At 73.1% G+C, this 24778-nt stretch carries 9 protein-coding genes; 6 read left to right on the top strand and 3 right to left on the bottom strand.

Annotation, left to right across the window (positions count from 1 at the left end; genetic code table 11):
• Positions 1-45: 45 nt before the first annotated feature.
• Complete coding sequence (gene panD / locus HUT10_RS00515) at positions 46-459, bottom strand: aspartate 1-decarboxylase (RefSeq protein WP_176169367.1); 414 nt, start codon at positions 457-459, stop codon at positions 46-48.
• Positions 444-18449 (bottom strand): non-ribosomal peptide synthetase, encoded by an 18006-nt coding sequence (locus tag HUT10_RS00510; protein WP_303246935.1) that lies wholly within the window; start codon positions 18447-18449, stop codon positions 444-446. Before HUT10_RS00510 ends, panD begins: the two co-directional genes overlap by 16 nt.
• A 154-nt stretch (positions 18450-18603) precedes the next feature.
• Here HUT10_RS00510 and HUT10_RS00505 point away from each other — a divergent pair, with 154 nt between their 5' ends.
• The 5 genes from HUT10_RS00505 to HUT10_RS00485 are packed head-to-tail and all read left to right on the top strand — an operon-like array spanning position 18604 to position 22431.
• Positions 18604-19641: an iron ABC transporter permease gene (locus tag HUT10_RS00505; protein ID WP_176169365.1), complete on the top strand. Its 1038-nt coding sequence runs from the start codon at positions 18604-18606 to the stop codon at positions 19639-19641.
• On the top strand, positions 19641-20699 hold the full coding sequence (locus HUT10_RS00500; protein ID WP_176169364.1) for an iron chelate uptake ABC transporter family permease subunit: 1059 nt from the start codon (positions 19641-19643) through the stop codon (positions 20697-20699). The genes HUT10_RS00505 and HUT10_RS00500 overlap by 1 nt, the downstream gene beginning before the upstream one ends.
• 4 nt (positions 20700-20703) lie before the next feature.
• Positions 20704-21513: an ABC transporter ATP-binding protein gene (locus HUT10_RS00495; RefSeq protein WP_176169363.1), complete on the top strand. Its 810-nt coding sequence runs from the start codon at positions 20704-20706 to the stop codon at positions 21511-21513.
• A 20-nt stretch (positions 21514-21533) separates the two neighbouring features.
• Complete coding sequence (locus HUT10_RS00490; RefSeq protein ID WP_176169362.1) at positions 21534-22019, top strand: DinB family protein; 486 nt, start codon at positions 21534-21536, stop codon at positions 22017-22019.
• A 4-nt stretch (positions 22020-22023) separates the two neighbouring features.
• Positions 22024-22431 (top strand): hypothetical protein, encoded by a 408-nt coding sequence (locus HUT10_RS00485; RefSeq protein ID WP_176169361.1) that lies wholly within the window; start codon positions 22024-22026, stop codon positions 22429-22431.
• On the opposite strand, the gene HUT10_RS00480 is transcribed toward HUT10_RS00485, so the two are convergent.
• A complete protein-coding gene (locus HUT10_RS00480) occupies positions 22418-23716 on the bottom strand; it encodes a lysine N(6)-hydroxylase/L-ornithine N(5)-oxygenase family protein (RefSeq protein ID WP_176169360.1) in 1299 nt (432 codons plus the stop codon). The two genes, HUT10_RS00485 and HUT10_RS00480, sit on opposite strands and share 14 nt — an antisense overlap.
• 114 nt (positions 23717-23830) lie before the next feature.
• On the opposite strand from HUT10_RS00480, the gene HUT10_RS00475 reads away from it, so the two are divergent.
• Positions 23831-24775, top strand: coding sequence for a methionyl-tRNA formyltransferase (locus tag HUT10_RS00475; RefSeq protein WP_176169359.1), 945 nt, complete (start codon positions 23831-23833; stop codon positions 24773-24775).
• Positions 24776-24778 lie beyond the last annotated feature (3 nt).

Here is a 24778-nt window from a genome sequence, read left to right as displayed (position 1 = left end):
ACTTAGGCATACCTTATTTAGGTAAGCCTCTCAAAAGCAACTGTGTCAGCGCCCACGGCCGGACAGCTGCCCGACCGCACCCGGCACCGGCTCGGCCGGGTCGTGTCCGAGGTGGACCTGCCGGTTGTCCGCGTCGACGTGCACCACCCGCGGCCGGTGCCCGGCGCGCTCGGCCTCCTCCACCTGGGCGTAGGTGATGATGATGACGAGGTCGCCGGGGTGCACCAGGTGCGCGGCCGCGCCGTTGACGCCGATCACGCCGGACCCCGGCTCGCCGGTGATGGCGTAGGTCTCCAGCCGGGCGCCGTTGGTGATGTCGACGACCTGGACCTTCTCGCCTTCGACGATGTCCGCGGCGGCCATCAGGTCGGCGTCGATGGTCAGCGAGCCGACGTAGTGCAGGTCGGCCTGGGTGACGGTGGCGCGGTGGATCTTGGCGTTCATCAGGGTGCGCTGCACGACTGGTCCTCGTCTCGGGTCACCAGCGCGGCGAGGCCCGCCGCGGTGGGGGTGCGGAAGAATTCGGCGATCGGCAGCTCGGTCCCGAACCGCTCGGTGATCCGGTTGCGCAGGACCACCAGCAGCATCGAGTGGCCGCCGAGGGTGAACAGGTCGTCGTCGGCGCCGACGGCGGCGACGTCCAGCACCTCCGCGAAGATCTCGCAGAGAGCCTTTTCCAGCGGCGTTTCCGGCGCCCGCCCGCGCGTGGAGAACTCCGGCACCGGCAACGCCGCCCGGTCGAGCTTCCCGTTGCGTGTCACCGGGAACGCGTCCAGGGGCACGATCGCCGCGGGCACCATGTACTCCGGCAGTGACCGGGCCAGGAACTCCCGCAGCTCCCCCGGATCCGCGGTCGCCGGGGTCGTGTAGGCGACCAGCCGCTCCTCGCGGACGACGACCAGTGCCTCCGTGACGTCGTCGTGCCGGGTCAGCGCCGTCTCGATTTCGCCCGGCTCGATGCGGAAGCCGCGGATCTTGACCTGGTCGTCGGTGCGGCCGAGGTACTCCAACTGCCCGTCCGGCCGCCAGCGCACCAGGTCGCCGGTGCGGTACATCCGCTCCCCCGGCTGATGCGGCGAAGCGACGAACCGTTCGGCGGTCAGCGCCGGCCGCGCGTGGTAGCCGCGGGCCAGCCCGGCGCCGGCCAGGTACAGCTCGCCCGGCACCCCGGCCGGGACCGGCGAAAGACCACCGTCGAGGACGTACGCGCGCGTGTTGTGCACCGGACGCCCGACCACCGGCCGGTCGGCGTCGCCGAAGCGGCCGACCAGAGCGTCCACAGTGGCCTCGGTCGGGCCGTAGAGGTTGTACGCCTCCGTGCCCGGCATCGACGACAGCGTCTCCCACAGCGCCTGCGAAACGGCTTCGCCGCCGACGCCGACGACACCGAGCGCACACGCGCCGTCCGCGATCACCCCGGCTGCGGCCAGCTGCGCGAAGTGCGACGGCGTGAGTTCGAGGAAGTCGAGCTCACGCTCGCGCACCACCGCCGCCAGCCGCGCAGGGTCGCGGCGGGTCTCGTCGTCGACGACGTGCACCTCGTGCCCGTCGAGCAGCCACAGCTGCGGCTGCCAGGACGCGTCGAAGAAGAACGCCCACGCGTGCCCGACCCGCAGCCGCCGCCCGCCCGCGGCGGCGACGGCCGGGCGGTAGAGCGTCTCGCGGTGGCTGTGGAACAGGTTGACCAGGCCCGAGTGCGGAACGACCACACCCTTCGGCTTGCCCGTCGAGCCGGACGTGTAGAGCACGTACGCCGGATTCGCCGGCGACGGCGGGGTGAGCGCCGCGTCACTGTCCACCATGTCCTCGACACACACCGCGCCGGGCACCACCGAAGCCAGTGAACGGCTGCTGAGGACCAGCGCGGGACCGGCATCGGCGAGGATCGCCGAGATCCGGTCCAAGGGCTGGTCCGGATCGATCGGCAGGTACGCCGCGCCCGTCTTGAACACGCCGAAGATCGCCTCGACGACCGCCGCCGACCGCGGCAGCACGAGGGCCACCACCTTCTCCGGACCCGCCCCCTGCGAAGCCAGCCACCGCGCGAGGCGGTCGGTCCGCGCGCCGAACTCCGCGAACGTGACGCTCGAGGTGGCGTCGCTGAGCGCGGTCGCGCCCGGGGTCGCCGCCACCTGGGCGGCCAGCCGGTCGACGACCGTCGGGGCCGAGAGCGTGAGCGGCGCCCCGGCACCCCACTCGTGCAGGATCCGATGCCGTTCCGGAGCGTCGAGGACGTCGATCCGGCTCAGCGGCCGGTCGGGGTCCGCGACGACCGCCGCCAGCACCCGGACCAGGCGCTCGGTGAGCGTCCGGGCGGTCGGCTCGTCGAAGAGGTCGAGGCTGTATTCGAGGTCGCCGTCGATGCCCTCGGCCGTCTCGACCAGGTCGAACGACAGGTCGAACTTCGCCTGCCGCAGCCCGGTGTCCCGGTAGGCCGCGTCCAGGCCGAGCAGTCGTTCCGGCTCCGAACCCGAGTGGTAGACCGCGAGCATGACCTGGAACAGTGGGTGCCGGGCCAGGGACCGGGGCGGGTTGAGCAGCTCGACGAGGTGCTCGAACGGCAGGTCCTGGTGGGCGTAGGCGGCCAGGTCGGCCTCGCGGACGCGGTCCAGCAGCTCGCGGAACGTCGGGTCGCCGCCGGTGTCGGTCCGCAGTACCAGGGTGTTGACGAAGAAACCGGCGAGGTCTTCCAGCGCGTGGTCGGAGCGGCCGGCCACCGGGGTGCCGAGGGGGATGTCGGTGCCGGCGCCGAGCCGCGTCAGCAGGGCGGCCAGTGCCGCCTGCAGGACCATGAACGTGCTGGTGTCGCTGCGGTGGGCCAGCTCCCGCAGTCCTCGGTGGACGGACGCGGGCACGGTGAACGGCACGGCGGCGCCGCGGTTGGTCGACCGCGCCGGCCGCGGCCGGTCGGCCGGGAGCGCCAGCTCGTCCGGGATCCCGGCCAGGGTGTCCCGCCAGAACGCCGCCTGGCGGCCGAGGAGGCTGTCCGGGTCGTCGGCGCGGCCGAACATCTCCCGCTGCCACAGCGTGTAGTCCGCGTACTGCACCGGCAACGGCGTCCATTGTGGACGCTCGCCGCGGAGCCGGGCCGCGTAGGCGGTGCCGAGGTCGCGCTTCAGCGGCGGCAGCGACCAGCCGTCGCCCGCGATGTGGTGCACCAGCAGGACCAGGACGTGCCGGTCCGGTCCGGCCGAAACCAGGGTCACCCGGATCGGGATCTCCGCGTCGAGGGTGAAGCAGTACGACGCCGCCGCGGTGACGCGCTCGTCGAGGTCGGCTTCGGCCACGGATTCGGTGACCAGCACCGGGACGGCCCGGTCGAGCACGACCTGCCGCGGTGTGCCCCGCTCCTCGACCAGGAGGGTCCGGAGGACCTCGTGCCGGGCCACGACGTCCCCCAGCGCGGCCCGCAGCGCGTCGATGTCGACCGGGCCGGTCAGGTCCCACGCCCACGGGATGTTGTAGGTCGCCGACGGCCCGTCCAGGCGGTCGAGGAACCACAGCCGCTGCTGGGCGAACGACGGCGGCAGAACTTCCGGTCGCTCGGCCCGGGTCAGCGCGGGGCGCACGCCCCGGCCCGGGTCGAGGGCTTCGGCGAGCCGGGCCGGCGTCGGCGCGTCGAACACCGCCCGGATCGGCACCTCGACGCCGAGGAGCGCGCGGATCCGGCTGACCAGCCGCGTCGCCAGCAGGGAGTGCCCGCCGAGGGCGAAGAACCCGTCGTCCGGGCCCACCGACGGAACACCGAGGACGTCGGCGAACAGTCCGCACAGCGCCTGCTCGGCCGGGGTTCGCGCGAGCCGTCCGGAGGCGCGCACCTGCGGGTCGGGCAGGGCGGCGCGGTCGAGCTTGCCGTTGGCGTTCACCGGCAGCTCGGGCAGCACGACGATCGCCGACGGCACCAGGTACTCCGGCAGGTGCTCGGCCACCCGGGCCCGCAGCGCGCCGGGGTCGCCCGACGGCGCCACGTAGGCGATCAGCCGGTTCTCCCGGGCGAGCACGGCCGCGCGCGCCACCGAGGCGTCCGCCATCAGCACGGCCTCGACTTCGCCGGGCTCGACGCGGAAGCCGCGGATCTTGAGCTGCTGGTCGGCGCGGCCGAGGAACTCGTACGCCCCGTCGGCGCGGCGGCGGACGAGGTCGCCGGTGCGGTACATCCGTTCCCCCGGCTGGTGCGGCGAGGCGACGAACCGTTCGGCGGTGAGCGCCGGACGGCCGAGGTAGCCCCGGGCGAGCCCGGCGCCGGCGAGGTACAGCTCGCCGCGCACGCCCGGTGGCACCGGGCGCAACGCGGCATCGAGGACGTACGCGCGGGTGTTGGCGATCGGCCGTCCGATGGCCACCGGCCCGCAGACCTGGGCCAGGCTGTCGCCCGCGACTTCCGAGCAGCCGTAGAGGTTGACCAGTTTCGCCGACGGCCACCGGGCCGCGACCTTCTCGGCCAAGGCCTCGGAAAGGGGCTCGCCACTGGTGATCCAGGTGGTCACCGAATCGAACGCCCCGGCCGGGGCGTCCTCGGCGAAGGTGTCGAGGAGGCTCGGGACGACGGTGAGCACCTGCGCCACGGTCTCGCGCACGAATTCGGCCAGCTCGAGAGGGTCGGTGGCCGTCGTGTCGTCGGCGAGGACCACCGGGTCACCCGCGACGAGCCCGCCGAGCAGTTCGGTGGAGCCGTCGATGAACGTCAGTGCGCTCTTGGCCATGCGCACGCCCTGGGCGAGTTCCCGGCCCCAGTGCAGCCGGTTGGCCAGCGCCCGCTGGGTGCCGGCGACCGCCTTCGGACGTCCGGTCGAGCCGGACGTGAAGATCACGTACGCCGGGTGGTCCGGGTGGATCGTCGGCCAGGCCGGTTCGGGCCCGGTGTCGCCGGGCCGGACGAGCCGGTCTCCGAAGCCGTCCGACGCGATGACGAGGTGCGGTCCGGCATCGGTGAGCATCAGCTCGATGCGCCCGGCCGGGTGGTTCAGGTCCAGGGGGAGGTAGGCGGCGCCGGTCTTGAGCACCGCCAGAAGGGCGACGACCAGGTCGACCGACCGCGGCAGCGCGACCGCCACCACGCGTTCCGGGCCCGCGCCGCGCGCGAGCAGCGCCCGGGCGAGAGCCGTGGCCCGGGCGTCCAGCTCGGCGTAGGTGAGCCGCTCGGAGCCGAACACCAAGGCCGGCGCGTCCGGCGTTCGCGCGACCTGGGCCGAGAACAGCTCGGCGGCCGTCTCCGCGGGCAGCGGGGTCGCGGGGTCGGCGGCCGGCTGGTCGTGCTCGGCGGCGGTGAGCAGGTCGACCGCCCCGATCCGGGTGTCCGGGTCGGCGACGACCGCGGCCAGGAGCGTCCGGAGCCGCCCGAGGATCGCCTCGACGGTCGTGCGGTCGAAGACGTCGCTGTTGTACTCGGCCGTGCCGCGGATCCCGGCCTGGTGCCCGGGCCGTTCGCCGACGAAGAACGTCAGGTCGGCGCGTGCAGTACCGGTGCGGACCGGCTCCTCCACGACGGTGAGACCCGGCAGCACGAGGTCGGCGACGGCGTTGTTCTGCCAGGCGATCATCGTCTGGAACAGCGGGTGGTAGGCCAGCGACCGCGCCGGGTTGAGGGCTTCGACCAGCCGCTCGAACGGGACGTCCTGGTGGGCGTAGGCGTCGAGGCTGCGCTCCCGCACCCGGGCCACCAGGTCGCGGAACGACGGATCACCGCCGGTGTCCACGCGCAGCACGAGGGTGTTGACGAAGAACCCGACGAGGTCGTCGAGGGCGGCGTCGGTGCGGCCGGCGATGGACGTGCCCAGCGGGATGTCGGTGCCCGCGCCGAGCCGCGTGAGCACTGCGGTCAGCCCGGCGTGCACGACCATGAACACGCTGGCCCCGCAGGCGCGGGCCAGCTCGACGAGTCCACTGTGGAGCTCGGCGTCCCAGCCGAAGGCGAACTGTTCGCCGCGGTAGGACGCCTCCGCCGGGTGCGGCCGGTCGGTGGGCAGCTCGATCCGTTCCGGCAGCCCGGCGAGGGTCTCCCGCCAGTAGGCCAGCTGCGGCTCGATCACCGGCTCGCCGAGGACGTCCCGCTGCCACAGCGTGTAGTCCGCGTACTGCACCGGCAATGGCGTCCACTGCGGACGTTCACCGCCGCACCGCGCGGTGTAGGCGGTCGCGAGGTCCCGCCACAGCGGCGCGGTCGACCAGCCGTCGGAGGCGATGTGGTGGAACACCAGCACGAGGACGTGCTCGCGGGCGCCGAGGCGCAGCAGCTGCGCCCGCAACGGCAGCTCCGACTCCAGTGCGAACACCGTGCCCGCCGCTTCCGACACCGCGTCGGCGAGGGCGGCCTCGGTCACCGTGCGGACCGGCAGCGGGATCGTGACGTCGTCGAGGACGTGTTGCCGGGCTTCGCCGTCGATCTCCGGGAAGACCGTGCGCAGGGCTTCGTGGCGGTCCACCACGTCGGACAGCGCCGTGCGCAGCGCGCCGACGTCGAGGACGCCGGTCAGCCGGACCGCCGTCGGCATGTTGTAGGTGGCCGACGGGCCTTCGAGGCGGTGCAGGAACCACAGCCGCTGCTGGGCGAACGACAGCGGCAGCACGTCCGGCCGCGGGTCGGCGCGCACCAGCGCCGGCCGGGCCGAGGTGTCCGAAGTGGCCAGCGACGCCGCCAGCCCGGCCACGGTCGGTGTCTCGAACACCGACCGGACCTGCAGTTCGACGCCGAAGACCGCGCGCACCCGCGCGACCAGGCGGGTCGCCATCAGCGAGTGCCCGCCGAGGGCGAAGAAGTCGTCGTCGACGCCGATCGACGCGGTGTCGAGGACCTCGGCGAAGAGACCGCACAGGACTTCCTCGACCGGGGTCCGCGGGGCGCGGCCGGCGGTGACCGCCTGCTTGCCGGGGCTCGGCAGCGCGCGCCGGTCCAGCTTGCCGGACGCCAGCAGCGGCAGCCGGTCGAGCACCACGAACGCCGAGGGCACCATGTACTGCGGCAGCCGGTCGCGGACGTGCGCGCGCAGGGCCGTGACCAGCGCGCTCGTGTCCCGCTGCCCGGACGGGTGGTTGCCGAGCGTGTCGAGGGCGGCCCGGACCGGGCGGCCGCGGTGGATCCGCTGCGGCTCACCGGTGGTGAACACGACTTCCAGCTCGCTCTCGTCGGCGGTGAGGGTGGCGTACACGCGGTAGCCGTGCCGCTCGCCGAGTTCGTGCAGCGTCTCGGGGTCGACTCCGGACCGCTCCGCCAAAGAGGACAGTGCGGTCTCGGCGTCGCCCGCGGCCAGCGCGGCGACGGCGGCGAGTTCCCCGGACAGCCGGGCGTTGGGCACGCCGGTCACGCGCAGCCGGGCCGGCCGGGCGGCCAGGGCCGGTTCCAGCTCGTCCAGGGCGACGACCTGCTCTTCCGGAGTGTCGGGGCGCGGTGCCTTGCGCAGGACGACGTCGTAGCGGTGGCGGGTCAGCTCGTTGTGGGCGTGGCCGCGCTTGACCCACACGTCGACGTCGCCGAAGCCGTCGAGTTCCAGGGCCCGGAAGAAGTCCGGGTCGAGGACCAGCTCGCCCTCGCGCGCGATCGCCTGGTCCACCGCGGCGACGTCCCGGCGGCCGTGGCGCAGTTCGGTCGCGGTCCGGAACGCCCGCAGCGACCGGAGGTTCCGGATGTCGCCGAGGAAGATCACGCCGCCCGGCCGGACGTGCGCCGCGGCCGTGCGGAGGACTTCGGCGAGGTAGCCGACGCTCGGGAAGTACTGCGCGACCGAGTTGATGATCACCGTGTCGAAGTCCGGCAGCTCGCCCAGGTCGTGGGCGGGCCGCGCGGCCAGGTGGACCTTGCTCGCCAGGGGCGTCGCCGCGAGTTCGCGCCGCAGGTTGGCGATGGCCTTTTCGGACAGGTCGACGCCCCAGTACTCCTCGGCGTCCGGCGCGATCCGCGACAGGATCAGGCCGCTGCCGACACCGATCTCCAGGACGCGCTTCGGCCGCAGTGAGCGGATCCGGTCGATCGTCGCCGCGTGCCACTCGCGCATCTCGGCGAGGGGGATCTCCGAGCCGTCGTAGCTGGAGTTCCAGCCGGTGAAGTTCTCCTCCAGCCCGCCGGAGGCGGCTTCGGTGAAGACGTTCTCGTGCAGCTCACGCCACTCGCCGACGTGGTCCAGCTCGGCTTCTTCGTCGCGCCCGGCCGCGGGCACGGCGTAGGCGATGAGCCGCCCGTCCTGGGCGACGACGACGGCCTGCCCGACGGCCGGGTGCTCGGCCAGCACGGATTCGATCTCGCCGAGCTCGATGCGGTAGCCGCGGATCTTGACCTGGTCGTCGGCCCGGCCGAGAAACACCAGCCGCCCGTCCGGCAGCCACTTGACCAGGTCACCGGTCCGGTACAGCCGCCCGCCGGAACCGAACGGGTCGGCCACGAACCGCTCCGCCGTCAACCCCGGCCGCCCGAGATAACCGCGGGCCAAGCCGGAGCCCGCGAGGTACAGCTCCCCCACCACCCCGGGCGGCACCGGCCGCAGCCCGGCGTCCAGGACGTACGCGCGGGTACCCGGATCGGGGACGCCGATCGGGACGACCGTCGCGTCCGCCAGCTCGGCGGGGTCGCTCTCGCCGAGGGTCGAGTTGGTGGTCGCTTCGGTCGGGCCGTAGGCGTTGAACATCCGCCGCCCCGGCGCCCAGCGGCGCACCAGCTCGGGTGACACGCGTTCGGTGCCCGCCAGCAGCACGCTGTCCCGCGGCAGGTCGAGGTCCGACGGCAGGGCGTCGAGCAGGGCCGGCGGGAGGATCATGAAGTCGACGCCGTGGGCGTGGGCGTACTCGGTGAGCGCCGGGCCCGCGACCCGCCGCTCGGCCGGGACCACGACCAGACGGCCACCCGAGAGCAGGCCGAGGCAGAGGTCCCAGAAGGCGACGTCGAAACTCGGCGACGCGAACTGCAGCACCCGGCTGTGCGGGCCGACGCCGAAGCGTTCGACCTGGGTGGCGACCAGCTTCGCGACGCCCGAGTGCTGGAGGACGACCCCCTTCGGCCGCCCGGACGAGCCGGACGTGTAGAGCACGTACGCCGCGTTCTCCGGCACGATCGCGACCTGCGGGTCCTCTGTGGACGCCGTCTCGAGTGCCGGGTCGTCCAGGAGCACCCGGGGCAGCGCCGCGGGCAGTTTCGCCTCGACGTCCCGGGTCGTCACCACGCAGACCGGGGCCGCGTCCTCGACCATGAAGGCGATCCGGTCGCCCGGGTAGTCGACGTCGATCGGCAGGTACGCGGCACCGGCCTTGAGCACCGCCAGCTCCGCGACGATCATCTCCGCCGACCGCGGCACGGCCAGCGCGACGACCCGCTCCGGCCCGGCACCGCGGGCGAGCAGCAGGTGCGCGAGGCGGTTGGCGCGGGTGTCGACCTCGGCGTAGGTGAGTTCGACATCCTCGAAGACGAGCGCCACCGCGTCGGGCGCCTCGGCGACACGGCGGGCGAACAGGCCCGGGAACGTCTCGGTGCCCGCCGGGTCTCCGGACCCGGCCCATTCGGTGAGCACCCGGTCGCGCTCGTCGCCGTCGAGCAGGTCCAGGGCCCCGACCGGGCGGTCCGGCTCGGCCACGGCCGCGCGCAGCAGCACTTCGAGGCGGCGCAGGATGGCGTCCGCGCCGGCGTGGTCGAAGACGTCGGCGTTGAACTCGAGGACCCCGGCGATGCCGGCGTCGCGCTCGGTCAGCGAGATCGACAGGTCGAACTTCGAGGTCCCGGTGGTCACCGGCACCTCGGTGACGGCCAGGCCGGGCAGCGTCGCTTGCGCGCGGACGTTGTTCTGGCCGGCGATCATCACCTGGAACAGCGGGTGGTACGACAGCGACCGCGCCGGGTTGAGCAGCTCGACCAGGCGCTCGAACGGGACGTCCTGGTGGGCGTAGGCGTCGAGGTTGCGCTCGCGGACCCGGGCCAGCAGCTCCCGGAACGTCGGCTCGCCGCCGGTGTCCACGCGCAGCACGAGGGTGTTGACGAAGAACCCGACGAGGTCGTCGAGGGCGGCGTCGGTGCGGCCGGCGATGGGCGAGCCGATCGGCACGTCCGTGCCCGCCCCGAGGCGGGTGAGCAGGGCGGCGAGGGCCGCGTGCACGACCATGAACACGCTGGCGCCGCTCTCGCGGGCCAGTTCGGCCAGGTGCGCGTGGAGCCCGGCGTCCCAGGTGAAGGTGTGCAGCTCGCCGCGGAAGGTCGCGGTCGCCGGGTGCGGCCGGTCCAGCGGCAGCTCGATCCGGTCGGGCAGGCCGTCGAGGGCGTCCCGCCAGTAGTCCAGCTGTGCGCTCAGCACGCTGTCCGGATCGTCTTCGCGGCCGAGCAGATCCTGTTGCCACAACGTGTAGTCCGCGTACTGCACGGGCAGTGGCGTCCACTGTGGAGCCTCGCCGGACCGGCGGGCGGCGTAGGCGGTGGCGATGTCACGCCACAGCGGCGCCATCGACCAGCCGTCGGAGGCGATGTGGTGGAACACGAGGGCGAAGACGTGCTCGCGAGCACCGAGCCGCAGCAGCTCCGCGCGCATCGGCGCGTGCCGCTCCAGGTCGAACGAGCCGCGGACCAGACCGGTCAGGGCCGCGTCGACGTCGGCGACCTCGCGGACCGGGAGGTCGACCTCGCCGGGCGGGAGGATGTCCTGGCAGGGCACGCCGTCCCGCTGCGGGAAGCGGGTGCGCAGGGCCTCGTGGCGGGCGACCACGTCCGACAGCGCCCGGCGCAGCGCTTCGACGTCGAGGTCGCCGTCGAGCCGCATGACCAGCGGGACGTTGTAGGTGGCCGACGGCCCTTCGAGGTGGTGCAGGAACCACAGCCGCTGCTGGGCGCCGGACAGCGGGACGAAGTCCGGGCGGCGCGCGGGGACCAGCGGCGGCCGGGCAGTGCCGCGGGCGGTGGCGAGCGCCTCGGCCAAGCCTGCCGGGGTCGGCGTCTCGAAGACTGCCCGCACTTCGAGTTCGGCGTTCAGGGTCGTGCGGACGCGGGCGATCAGCCGGGTGGCCAGCAGCGAGTGCCCGCCGAGAGCGAAGAAGCTGTCGTCCGGCCCGACCCGCGGCAGGCCGAGGACGTCGGCGAACAGCGCGCACAGCTGTCGTTCGACCGGTGTGCGCGGTTCGCGGTCCGAGACCGGCGCGCTCACGTCCGGGGCGGGCAGCGCACGGCGGTCGAGCTTGCCGTTCGCCGTCACCGGCAGCGCGTCGAGCACGACGATCGCCGAGGGCACCATGTGCTCGGGCAGCCGTCCGGCGGCGAAGGTGCGCAGGTCCGCCGGGAGCGCCGGGCTCCGGCGCGAGCGCCGCGGGTTGCCGGTGTAGCTCAGGATCGAGCCCGGGCCGGGGCGGAACGCCCCGGCCGGGTCGTCGGTGAACAGGACGTCGACCGAGCCGTCACCGGCTGCGGACCAGGTGACGACCGCACCGAGTGCGTACCAGTCCTCCGGATCCACGCCTTCCGTGAGCCGCCCGTTGGGGACGCCTTCGACGCGCAGGCCGTTGCGGCGGCGCGCGGCCACCTCCTCCACTGTGGACACATCGGTGCCCCACGTCAGCGTCTCGGCTTCCGCAGGTCCGGCGGCCCCCGGACGGAGGACGACGTCGTAGCGGTACCGGGTGAGTTCGTTGACCGCCCGGCCGCGCTTGACCCGGATGTCCGCGGCGACCCCGTCGATGCCCGCGAAGAACTCCGGTGCCACCAGGAGTTCCTTCTCCCGCAACAGCCGCTGTTCGACGTCACCGCCGCGGGCCTCGGCCACGGCGGTGTGGAACGCCCGGACCTGACGCAGGTCACGGACGTCCCCGACGAACAGCGAGCCACCCGGCGCCAGGAGGTCCAGGGCCTTGCGCACGACGTCGAGCAGGTAAGCCCCGCTCGGGAAGTACTGGACGACGGAGTTGAGCACGATCGTGTCGAAGAACCCCGACGGCAGGCCGGTGACGTCGGCGGCGTCGCCGGTGCGCAGCTCGACGCGCCCGGCGAGCGCCGGGTCGGCCGCGACCCGCTCCCCCAGCGACGCGATGACCTCGGCGGAGAAGTCCGTGCCCCAGTACGTCTCGCAGTCCGGGGCCAGCCCGGTCAGCAGCAGGCCGGTGCCGACGCCGATTTCCAGCACCCGCTTCGGCCGCAGCTCGCGGATCCGCGTGACGATCGCGTCCCGCCACTCGCGCATCTCCGCGCGCGGGATCGGTTCCCCGGTGTAGCTGGAATTCCAGCCGGCGAACTCGTCCTCGGCCGCCGAGTACATCGAGTCGTAGAGCTCACGCCACTCCCCGACCTGCTCGGTTTCCTCTTCGGCCGAGCCGGCGGTGTCGGCGGGCACGACGTACCCGACCAGGCGGACGTCGCCGGGCCGGTCTTCGCGGGCGACGACGACGGCGTGGGCGACGTCGTCGTGCGCGGCCAGGGTCGCGGCGATCTCGCCGGGCTCGACGCGGAAGCCGCGGATCTTGACCTGCTCGTCGCCGCGGCCGAGGAATTCGAGGACGCCGTCGGGGCGGAAGCGGGCGAGGTCGCCGGTGCGGTACATGCGCGTGCCCGGCGCGCCGAACGGGTCGGCGACGAACCGCTCGGCGGTGAGCCCGGCCCGGCCGAGGTAGCCGCGGGCGAGCTGGACGCCGGCCAGGTACAGCTCGCCGGGGGTGCCCGGCGGGACCGGGCGCAGGGCGGCGTCGAGGACGTAGGTGCGGGTGTTCCACACCGGACGTCCGATGGGGACAGAAGTGTCCTCGGTGGACGTCCTTTGTGCGGTGACGTCGATCGACGCTTCGGTGGGGCCGTAGAGGTTGTGCAGCTCGGTGTCGAGGACCTGACCGAACTGAGCGACGGCGTCCGGGGGCAGAGCTTCGCCGCTGCACAGGACCCGGCGCAGGCTCGTGCACTCCCCCGCCGCCGGTTCCTGCAGGAAGACCTGGAGCATCGACGGGACGAAGTGGACGGTCGTGATGCCGCGCTCGCGGATCAGCCGGGTGAGGTAGGCGGGGTCCTTGTGCCCGTCCGGCCGGGCGAGCACCTCGGTGGCGCCGGTGAGCAGCGGCCAGAGGAACTCCCACACCGAGACGTCGAAGCTGGACGGCGTCTTCTGCAGCACGCGGTCGTCGGCGGTGAGGCCGTACTCGTCCTGCATCCAGAGGAGCCGGTTGACGATCCCGGCGTGCGGGACGACGACCCCCTTGGGCCGGCCCGTCGAGCCGGACGTGTAGATGACGTACGCCGGGTTCTCCGGCCGGAGGACGACGTCCAGGGACGCGTCCGACACTCCGGCCAGGGTTTCGGGGTCGTCCAGAAGCAGGGCACCGTCGACGGCGGTCTCCGCGACGGCCAGCACCAGGGCCGGGGCGGCGTCTTCGAGCATGAACGCGATGCGGTCGGCCGGGTAGCCGGGGTCGAGCGGGAGGTAGGCCGCGCCCGTCTTGAGCACCGCGAGGATCGCAGTGACCAGGTGCGTCGAGCGGGGCAGGGCCAGCGCGACCACGCGCTCGGGCCCGGCTCCCCGCGCGGCCAGCACGCGGGCCAGGCGGTTCGATAAGGCGTCGAGCTCGGCGTAGGTGAGTTCCTCGTCCTCGAAGACCAGGGCCGGGTGATCGGGCGTGCGCGCGACCTGGGCGGCGAACAGCTCGGGCACGGTGACCGCGGGGACGTCCTCGACGGCTCCCGACCAGCTCTGTTCGAGGCTGTCGCGCTCGGCCGGGGTGAGCACGTCGAGGCTGCCCAGGCGGCGGTCCGGGGCGGCGGCGACCTGCCGGAGCAGGGTTTCCAGGCGGTCGAGCAGGCCGGTGACGGTCGTCCGGTCGAACACCTCGGCGTTGAACTCGGCCTGGCCGTGGAGGCCGTCGGCCCCCTCGGTGAAGGAGAACCAGAGGTCGAACTTGGCCGTGCCGGTGCCGACCGGCTGCTCGGTGACGGTCAGCCCGGGCAGCTCGACGCCGGCGCCGGGGGTGTTCTGCCAGGCGAGCATGGTCTGGAACAGCGGGTGGTGCGCCGGCGAGCGCGCCGGGTTGAGCGCTTCGACCAGCCGCTCGAACGGGACGTCCTGGTGGGCGTAGGCGTCGAGGCTGCGCTCGCGCACCCGGGCGACCAGGTCGCGAAACGCCGGGTCGCCGCTCGTGTCGACGCGCAGGACCAGGGTGTTGACGAAGAAGCCGACGAGGTCGTCGAGGGCGGGGTCGGTGCGGCCGGCGATCGGGGTGCCGATCGGGATGTCGGTGCCCGCGCCGAGCCGGGACAGCAGGGCCGTCAGGCCCGCGTGCACGACCATGAACGGGCTGGCGCCGCAGGCGCGCGCGAGGTCGGCGATCGCCGTCTGCAGCCCGGCGTCCCAGGTGAAGGTGAAGAAGCCGCCGCGGTAGGCCGAGACCGGCGGGTGCGGCCGGTCGAGCGGGAGCGCGATCCGGTCGGGTAGCCCGGCCAGGGTTTCCCGCCAGTAGGCGAGCTGGGCGGCTTCTTCGGTGTCCAGGAGGTCGCGCTGCCAGAGCGTGTAGTCCGCGTACTGGACCGGCAGCGGCGTCCACTGTGGAGCATCGCCGCGGAGGCGGGCGCGGTAGGCCGCGGCGATGTCCCGCCACAACGGGGACAGCGACCAGCCGTCGGCGGCGATGTGGTGGATCACCAGGACCAGCACGTGCCGCCGCGGGCCGGCGGTGAGCAGCTCGGCGCGCACCGGCACGCCGGCGTCGAGCTCGAACACCCCGCGTACGAGAGCGTCCACTTCGGAGTCCACATCGGACACGACACGGACGGCGAGCGCCACCGTCCCTTCGGGCCGGATCTGCTGGTACGGGACGCCGTCGACCACCGGGAAGACCGTCCGCAGGGCCTCGTGCCGGGCCACGACGTCGTTGAGCGCTTCGCGCAGCGCGTCGACGTCGAGCTCCCCGGCCAGCCGCATGACGAGCGGGACGTTGTAGGTCGCGGAGCCGCCTTCCAGGCCGTGCAGGAACCACAGGCGCTGCTGCGCGAACGACAGCGGCAGCCGCTCCGGCCGCTCGGTGACCCGCACCAGCGGGCGCCGCTCGCCGGCGGTGACCTCCCCGGCGAGCAGCTCCGCGAGCGCGGCCGGCGTCGGCGCGTCGAACACCGCCCGCACCGGTACCTCGGCACCGACGGCCGCGCGGATCCGCTGGATCAGCCGGGTGGCCAGCAGCGAGTGGCCGCCCAGGGCGAAGAAGTCGTCGTCCGGCCCGGCCTGTGGCACGCCGAGGACGTCGGCGAACATTTCGCACAGCAGCTGCTCGACGGGATTGCGCGGCGCGCGGCCGGGCCCGGCGGTGAACCGTTCCGGGCTCGGCAGGGCCTTGCGGTCGAGCTTGCCGGAGGCGAGCACCGGCAGTTTGTCGAGCACGACGAACGCCGACGGCACCATGTACAGCGGCAGCCGGTCCCGCACGTGCGCGCGCAGCGACGCCACGAGGGCCCCGGTTTCGCGGCGGGCCGCGGGGTCGTTGGCGTACGACCCCGGTGCACCCGTCGGCCGCACCGGGCGGTAGGCCGGGCCGTCTTCGCCCCTCGAGAAGACGGCTTCGAGGCCTTCGGCCGCCAAGGTGACCGCCACGCGGTAGCCGGCCCGCTCGCCGAGCGCGTACAGCGCTTCCGGGTCGATGCCGTCCCGCCGGTCGAGCGCGGCGGAGGCGGCCGAGGCGTCGCCGGTGTCCAGGGCGCGGACCGCGGCCAGCTCGCCGGCCAGGCGGGCGTCCGGGATCGCGGTGACCCGCAGCCGCTCCGGCGTCTCGGCGGCCAGGAACCGTTCCACCGCGTCGAGGCCGCCGAAGGCGACGACCTGCTCGTCCGCCGGTTCCGGCCGAGGTGCCTTCCGCAGCACGACGTCGTAGCGGTGGCGGGTCAGCTCGTTGTGGGCGTGGCCGCGCTTGACCCACAGGTCGACGTCCCCGAAGCCGTCGAGGCCGCGCGCCAGGGCCGGGAAGAAGTCCGGGTCGAGGACCAGCTCGCCCTCCCGGGCGATCGCCTGGTCCACCGCGGCGACGTCGGCCCGGCCGCGGTGCAGCTCGACCGCGGTCCGGAACGCCCGCAGCGAGCGGAGGTTCCGGATGTCGCCGAGGAAGATCGTCCCGCCCGGCGTGAGCAGGCCCGCGGCGGTCTTGACGACCTCGGCGAGGTAGTCCGCGCTCGGGAAGTACTGGGCGACCGAGTTGATGATCACCGTGTCGAACGGCGGCAGCTCCCCGAGATCGTGCGCGGGCCGGGCCGCCAGGTGCACCTTGTCCGCGAAGGGCATGCCGGCGACTTCGCGGCGGACGTTCTCGATGGCGCTCTCGGAAAGGTCGACACCCCAGTAGGTTTCGGAGTCCGGGGCGATCCGCGACAGGATCAGCCCGCTGCCGACGCCGATCTCCAGCACCCGCTTCGGCCGCAGGGCGCGGATCCGGTCGATCGTCGCCGCGTGCCACTCGCGCATCTCGGCGAGGGGGATCTCCGAGCCGTCGTAGCTGGAGTTCCAGCCCGCGAAGTTCTCTTCGATGCCGCGAGAACCGGCGAGCATCTCTTCGTGGACGTCGTGCCATTCGTCGACGTGCCCCTGCTCGGCCGCCGGGTCGCGGTCGGGCACCGGTACGGCGTAGGCGATCAGCTGCCCGTCCTGCGCGACGACGACCGACTGGCCGACCCGCGGGTGCTCGGCGAGCACGGATTCGATCTCGCCGAGTTCGATGCGGTAGCCGCGGATCTTGACCTGGTCGTCGGCCCGGCCGAGAAACACCAGCCGCCCGTCCGGCAGCCACTTGACCAGGTCACCAGTACGGTACAGCCGCCCACCCGAACCGAACGGGTCGGCCACGAACCGCTCCGCCGTCAACCCCGGCCGCCCGAGATAACCGCGAGCCAAGCCGGAGCCCGCGAGGTACAGCTCCCCCACCACCCCGGGCGGCACCGGGGCCAGGTGCGCGTCGAGGACGTACGCGCGGGTGCCGGGGTCCGGCACGCCGATCGGCACGGCCGAGCCGGGGGCGATCTCCGGGTCGCAGAGCCCGAGCGTGGAGTTGGTCGTGGCCTCGGTCGGGCCGTAGGCGTTGAACATCCGCCGCCCCGGCGCCCAGCGGCGCACCAGCTCCGGCGACACCCGCTCGGTCCCGGCCAGCAGCACGCTGTCCCGCGGCAGGTCGCAGTCCTCGGGGAACTCGGCGAGCAGGGCGGGCGGCAGGATCATGAAATCGACGCCGTGGGCGTGCGCGTACTCGGCCAGTTCCGGGCCGGGCACCCGGCGTTCGGCCGGGACGATCACCAGCCGGCCACCCGAGAGCAGCCCGAGGCACAGGTCCCAGAAAGCCACGTCGAAACTCGGCGACGCGAACTGCAGCACCCGGCTGTGCGGGCCGACGCCGAACCGCTCGGACTGCGTCGCGACGAGCTTCGCCACCCCCGCGTGCGAGACCACGACACCTTTGGGACGGCCGGTGGAACCCGACGTGTAGATCACGTAGGCGGCGTTGGCCGGGACGATCGCGGCGGCCGGGTCCGTCGCCGGGCCGTCGGCCAGGTCCACCTCGTCCAGCAGGAGGAGGTCGCCGTCGAAGCGGTCGGCGAGTTCGCCGGTCGTCACCACGCACACCGGGCGCGCGTCGGACACCATGAAGGCGATCCGTTCGGCCGGGTAGTCCTGGTCCAGCGGCAGGTACGCGGCCCCGGCCTTGAGCACCGCGAGCTCGGCCACGATCATCTCGATCGAACGCGGCACGGCGAGCGCGACCACCCGCTCGGGCCCGGCACCGCGGCCGATCAGGACGTGGGCGAGCCGGTTGGCGCGCGCGTCCAGCTCGGCGTAGGTGAGCTCCTCGTCTTCGAAGACGAGCGCGACGGCGTCCGGGTTTTCGCGGACGCGGGCCGCGAACAGCTCCGGGAACGTGGCCGGCGGAGTCGCCAGGTTCGTGGCGTTCCAGCCGGCCAGGATCTCGTGTCGTTCCTCGGCGGCCAGCAGGGCGAGCCGGTCGACCGGCCACTGTGGACGCTCGGTCGCCTCGGCGAGGAGGTGGCCCAGGTGGCCGAGCATGTGCTCCACAGTGGACTCTTCGAGCACGTCGGCGCGGTAGCGCAACCCGTCCGCGGTCAGGTTCAGATCCAGCGGCAGGTCCGTTTCGGCACCGAAGCCGACGTTGACGAGCAGCGAGCCCCCGCGACCGGGCTCGGGGTCCAGTTCGGCGACCAGGTCGGCGAAGGGCACCTCGTGCGCCAGCGCTTCCTCGCGCGCCTCGCGCACCCGGGCCACCACCTCGGCGAACCCGGGCGAGCCGCCCAGGTCCACCCGCAGCGGCACCAGCGAGCCGATTCCCAGCCGGACGTCGACGGTTCCCGCGTAGCGGGACAACAGCACCGTGAACGCCGCCAGCAGGGTCAACTCGTCGGCCTCCGGCACCGGGCGGCCGAGCACCACCGGGGCGGCGGGCTCCGCCGGGTACGGCCGGTCGACCGGCAGCGGCAGCTCCTCGGGCGCCGATGCGAGGCGGTCCCGCCAGAACCCGAGCCTCGACACCTGCTGCTGCACAGCGTCACCGTTGCTCACCGGTAGACCAGCCTCCCGCTGCTCACGGCGCCCCGATCGGAGCGCGAACTTAGGTGACCCTAACAAACGGATGGTGAGGATGCACTCCTGTACCATCGGTTAGCCTTACCTAAAATCAGTACCAGTCGGAGGTGCGGTGCGAACAGACCCCGGAGGGATCGCTCTCAGGCGACGCCCGCCACACACGGGCCGCGCACTCGGTCTGCTGGCCGCTCTCGGAGTGCTGGTTTTCCTCTGCTTGCTGAGCATCTGGCTGGGGTCGAAGGAGATTTCGTTCGGCGCCGTGTGGCAGGTGCTCCGGCACGACGACGGCTCGGCCGACGCGGTGATCATCCACAGTGTCCGGATGCCGCGGACCCTGCTCGCGGTGCTGGTCGGTGCGGCACTGGGCCTGTCCGGCACCCTCATGCAGGCCCTGACCCGCAACCCGCTGGCCGAGCCGGGCCTGCTCGGCATCAGCGCCGGCGCCGCGTTCGCCATCGTCTTCTCCATCACCGTGCTCGGCGTCAGCTCGCTCTACGGCTACGTCTGGTTCGCCTTCGCCGGCGCGCTCGCCGCGACCGTCGTCGTCTACTTCCTCGGCACCCGCGGCCGCAGCGGCTCGAGCCCGGTCAAGCTCGCCCTCGCCGGAGCCGCCGTGACGGCGCTGCTGGGCTCGTTCACCAGCGCGATGGTCCTGTCGGACCCGGTGGCGCTCAACCGCTTCCGGTTCTGGTCGGCCGGGTCGCTCGCCGGGGTCGACGGCGGTTCGCTGCTGCGGGTCCTGCCGTTCCTGCTCGCCGGGTTCGTGCTGGCGATCGCCAGCGGGCCCTCGCTGAACAGCTTGGCGCTCGGCGACGACGTCGCGGTCGCGCTCGGACGGCGGCTCGGCCCGCTGCGGCTGCGCGGCGCCTTGGCGGTCACGCTGCTGACCGGCGCTTCCGTCGCGGTCGCCGGCCCGATCGTGTTCCTCGGCCTGATCGTCCCGCACGCCGTGCGGTTCGTCATCGGGCCCGACCACCGGTGGCTGCTGCCCTACACCGCCGTGCTCGCCCCCTGCCTGCTGCTGGCCGCGGACGTCCTCGGCCGGACCATGGCGCGGCCCGGCGAAGTCCGCGCCGGTGTGATCGTCGCCTTCCTCGGCGCGCCGTTCTTCATCTGGCTGGTCCGCCGCCGCAAGCTGGTGGAGTCCTGATGAGCCTGCTGCAGCTGCGGCGTGACCGCGTCACCTTCCGCCTGGCGAAGCCCCCGGTGTCCGGGCAGGTCCGGTTCCGGCTGGTGGCCGTCTCGCTCGTGCTCGCCGTGCTGGCGTTCGCGTTATTCTGCGTGGGCATGACGATCGGGGACGTCCCGCTCGGCGTGTCCGACGTCCTGTCGGCGGTGTTCGGCGGCGGGGACAGCGGCACCGGGTACATCGTGCAGGAGCTGCGGCTGCCGCGGGCGCTGACCGGGCTGCTGGCCGGGCTGGCGTTCGGCGCCTCCGGCGCGGTGTTCCAGACCGTCACGCGCAACCCGCTGGCCAGCCCCGACATGATCGGGATCAACGCGGGCGCGGCCACGGCCGTCGTCGCCGGGATCTCGTTCGGCTTCGGCGGCGGCCTCGGCACCACCACGCTCGGCCTGCTCGGCGGGCTGCTGACCGGCCTGCTCGTGTACGTCCTCGCGTGGCGGCGCGGCACCACCGGCTACCGGATCATCCTGGTCGGCATCGGCATCTTCGCCATGTGCACCAGCCTGACCGACTACCTGCTCAGCCGCGCGCAGATCACCGAAGCGCAGGCGTCGATCGGCTGGCTGGTCGGCAACCTCGCCAACCGCGGCTGGGAGCACGTCGTCCCGCTGGCGTGCGCACTGGCGGTGCTGCTGCCGCTCGTGCTGGCCCTGTCCCGGTGGATGCGCACGCTGCAGCTCGGCGACGACGTCGCGGCCGGGCTCGGCACGCCGGTCCAGCCGGTGCGGCTGGGCCTGCTGCTGGCCGGCGCCGGGCTGGTCGCCTTCGCCACGGCTTCGGCGGGCCCGATCTCGTTCGTCGCGCTGACCGCACCGCAGATCGCGCAACGCCTGGCGCACCAGGCGTCCCCGCCGCCGGCCGCGTCCGCGCTGACCGGCGCGGTCGTGGTGCTGGGCAGCGACATCCTGGCCCGCACCGTCACCGCGTCCCCGCTGCCGGTCGGCATCGTGACCGGCGTGCTCGGCGCCCCGCTGCTGCTCTGGCTGCTGGCCAGGGCCAACCGATCCGGCTCCGGAGGCTGAGAAGATGACACCGTCGTTGCGGGTGCAGGACCTGCGCGTCGCCTACGCCGACCGGGTCGTCATCGACGGCCTCGACCTCGAGATCCCGCCCGGCCGGATCACCGCGATCGTCGGCGCGAACGCGTGCGGGAAGTCGACGCTGCTGCGCACGCTGGCCCGGCTGCTGACGCCGAAGTCCGGCGGGGTGTACCTCGACGGCCGGTCGATCCAGGACCTCCCCACCCGCCAGGTCGCCCAGCGGCTCGGCATCCTGCCGCAGTCCCCGGTGGCGCCCGAGGGCATGACGGTGGCGGACCTGGTCGCCCGCGGCCGCGCCCCGCACCAGAGCTGGTGGCGGCAGTGGTCCACATCGGACGAAGGCGCAGTCGCCGCGGCGCTGGCGGCGACTTCGCTGACCGAGCTGGCCGACCGTCCGGTGGACGAGCTGTCCGGCGGCCAGCGGCAGCGGGCGTGGATCGCGATGGCCGTCGCCCAGGCCACCCCGGTGCTGCTGCTCGACGAGCCGACGACGTACCTGGACCTGGCTCACCAGATCGACGTGCTGGACCTGGTGGTCGACCTCAACCGCGGCGAAGGCCGCACGGTGGTGATGGTCCTGCACGACCTCCCGCAGGCGTGCCGCTACGCCGACCACCTGATCGCGATGAAGCAGGGCCGCGTGGTCGCCGCCGGCGACCCGGCCTCGGTGATCACCGAGGAGCTCGTCGAGACCGTCTTCGACATCCGCTGCCGGGTCACCCCGGACCCGGTGAGCGGGACCCCGCTGGTCGTCCCGATCGGCAGGCACCACCCGGCACCGGTGCACCCGGTCTGATCCTCGGGCAAGCTGGCCCCATGTACGCGCTGCCCGAAAAGACCACCGGCTCCGAGCGTGAACTGCTCGAAGCCATGCTCGACCGCAACCGGCTCGCGCTCGTCGAGAACGCCAGGGGCCTGTCCGAAACCGACGCCCGGCGGCGGCTGGTCTCGTCGCTGACCACGCCGATCGCCCTGGTCAAGCACGCCGCCGTCGCCGAGCGCCGCTGGTTCCAGTGGCTGATCGCCGGGCTCGACGAGGCCGAGATCGACGGCCCGTCGACGCCGGGGGACCCCAGTTTCGTGGTGTCCGACGAGGAAACGGTCGACGACGTGATCGCCGAGTACGAGCGGACCAGCGCCCGCTCCCGCGAGCTCGCGGCCGGCTTCTCACTCGACGACCGGTGGACGCACCCGGTCGTCGGCGAGGTGACCCTGCGGTTCGTCTACCTGTTCCTGATCGAGGAATTCGCCCGTCACACCGGCCACGGCGACATCCTGCGCGAACAGATCACCGCGGGCTGACGGCGTGGCCCAGGTCGCCGAGCGGCTGCTGACGATCCCGCCGGAGGAGCTGCGCGTCGAGCGGCTCTGCGTGCTCGAGTGGTCCGACGGGCCGGTCGAGGGCTATCTCCGCATCGCCGAACCCGGATCGTGCTGGCACTTCGAGATCGTCGCGGCGGCGTACCGGGAGAACGGGCCGGACGAGCGGCAGTACGCGCTCTCCGCCGCGCCGGACGACGTCTTCGACCGGCTCGGGCGGTTCCTCGAACCGCCGTCGACCGGACGCGTCTGGGTGCCCACCGGATCGGGCGGCGCCGCGGCGAGCGGACGGGCACTGGACGACCTGAAGCAGGCCCTTCCCGGCCCGGCGCTCGTCGTGCGCTCGACGTACCTCTATACCGTCACCGCGGTGTGGCCGTTCAGCGGGCGCTGACCGCGAATTCCCCCGCGGGCTCCGCGACCACCCGCCGGTCCACGACGGACTGCAGGATCTCCCCCACCCGCACCGCGGTGTTCGACAGCAGCGACGACGTGATGCCGTGCGTGTGCTCCGTGCCGCCCTGCAGGTAGATCCCGCCGCGGACGGGCGCGTCCGTCACCAGCCGGTAGTCGCGTTCGACGCGCAGGCGGCCTTCGTCGTCCCGCAGGCACCGCGGGCCCAGCTCGCCGAGCAGCGGCGTCGGGTCCGCGGGCCGGTAGCCGGTGGCGTACACGACTGCGTCGGCTTCGAGGACCGTGCGCTCGCCGGTGGTCAGGGACTCGACCGTCACCGTTCCCGCGTCGGTCACCTCGGCCGGGCGCGAGACGTTGAACAGCCGCAAGCGCGGCACACCGAGGACCTTCTCGCGGTAGACCCGCCGGTACAGCTCGTCGATCAGGTCGATGTCGACGGCCGAGTAGTTCGTGGCGCCGTGGTAGCGCATCAGGCGGTCCTTGACCGGCTCGCCCGCGCGGTAGAACTGGTCGACGGCTTCGGGGTCGAAGATGCGGTTGGCGAACGAGCTGTCGTCGGCCGGGCTGTAGCCGTAGCGGGCGAACACCGCGCACACCTCGGCGCGGGGGAACTCGTCGTGCAGCAGCGCGGCGACCTCGGCGGCGCTCTGGCCGGCGCCGACCACGACGAACCGCTGGGGATCGCTCTCGCGCATTGCGTCCACCCGGAACAGCAGCTCGCTGTTGTGCCAGATCCGCGGCCCGGCCGTGACACCCTCGGGCAGCTGCGGCCGCAGACCCGTGCCCAGCACCAGGTTCCGGGCGCGCAGGGAGGACCCGTCCGACGCCCGGACGTCGAAGTACGCGACCTCCGCGCCGTCGTGGACCGGTGTCACCGCGACGACCTCGGTGCTGTAGGAGACGACGTCGTCGACCTTCGCCGCGGCCCACTCGAAGTAGTCGTGGAACTCCACGCGCAGCGGGAAGAGGTTCTTGTGGTTGATGAAGTCGACCAGCCGCCCGGCCGCGTGCAGGTAGTTGAGGAAGCTGAACTCGCTGGTCGGGTTCCGCATGGTGACCAGGTCCTTGAGGAAGGACACCTGCATGGTCGCGGTGTCGATCAGCATGCCGCGGTGCCAGCCGAAGCGCGGCTGCCGCTCGAGGAAGTGCGCGGTCACCGGCTCCCCGGGGCCCGAGTTGTGCTCGGCGAGGGCGATCGCCAGCGCGAGGTTCGACGGTCCGAAGCCCACGCCGACGATGTCGTAGATCGGGACCTCTGCACTCATGTTGCTCCCTCGCGCGCTCCGGTACGGTTCAGGGAACCCTAACCTAACTTAGGCGAGCCTCGCCTAGTACGTTCGTGGTGATGTTCGTCCCCCGATCATGAAAGGCACTCTCGAATGCGCGTGGCGATGTTCGGCTACCAGACCTGGGGGCACCGGACCCTGCAGGCGCTCATCGACGCCGGCCACGAGGTCGCGCTCGTGGTCACCCACCCGAAGAGCGACCACGCCTACGAGCGGATCTGGGCCGACTCCGTCGCCGACCTCGCCGCCGAGCACGACATCCGCGTGCTGCTGCGCAACCGCCCGGACGACGCCGAGCTGCTGGCCGAACTGAAGGCCGCCGACCTCGACCTGATCGTGGCGAACAACTGGCGCACCTGGCTGCCGCCGGAGATCTTCGAGCTGCCGCGCCACGGCACCCTGAACATCCACGATTCGCTGCTGCCGGCGTACGCGGGCTTCTCGCCGCTCATCTGGGCGATGATCAACGGCGAGCCCGAGGTCGGCGTCACCGCCCACATGATGGACGGCGAACTCGACGCCGGCGACATCGTGCTGCAGCGCGCGATCCCGGTCGGGCCGGCCGACACCACGACCGACCTGTTCCACCGCACGGTCGACCTCATCGCCCCGATCACCGCCGAAGCCATCTCGCTGATCGAGACCGGCTACACGCCGGTGCCGCAGGACCGGTCGAAGGCCAGCTTCTTCCACAAGCGCGCCAAGCGGGACAGCCTGATCGACTGGACGCTGCCGCCCGCGGACCTCGAACGGTTCGTCCGCGCGCTGTCCGACCCGTACCCGAACGCCTTCGCCTACCACCGCGGCGAGGAGCTGCGGATCCTCAAGGCGTCGGTTTCGCAGGGCCACTACGGCGGCATCCCGGGCCGGATCTTCATCCGCGAGGGCGACGGCGTGGTGATCGTCGCCGGGCCGCAGGCGCGCAGCGGCCGGGCGCCCGGCCTGCTCGTCGAGCGCGTCCGCACCGCCGACGGGACCGACCTGCCCGCGCACGAGTACTTCAAGACGATGGGCGGCTACTTGACCGACCGGCCGTGACCG

The organism is Amycolatopsis sp. Hca4 (assembly GCF_013364075.1).
Classification (GTDB): Bacteria; Actinomycetota; Actinomycetes; order Mycobacteriales; family Pseudonocardiaceae; genus Amycolatopsis.
This window is presented reverse-complemented; position numbering and strand designations above follow the sequence as displayed.

Bases quoted from the DNA above. Each gene is read 5' to 3' on its own strand.
- HUT10_RS00500 (WP_176169364.1), top strand. From the start codon at position 19,641: ATGAGCCTGCTGCAGCTGCGGCGTGACCGCGTCACCTTCCGCCTGGCG.
- HUT10_RS00495 (WP_176169363.1), top strand. From the start codon at position 20,704: ATGACACCGTCGTTGCGGGTGCAGGACCTGCGCGTCGCCTACGCCGAC.
- HUT10_RS00490 (WP_176169362.1), top strand. From the start codon at position 21,534: ATGTACGCGCTGCCCGAAAAGACCACCGGCTCCGAGCGTGAACTGCTC.
- HUT10_RS00480 (WP_176169360.1), bottom strand. From the start codon at position 23,716: ATGAGTGCAGAGGTCCCGATCTACGACATCGTCGGCGTGGGCTTCGGA.
- HUT10_RS00475 (WP_176169359.1), top strand. From the start codon at position 23,831: ATGCGCGTGGCGATGTTCGGCTACCAGACCTGGGGGCACCGGACCCTG.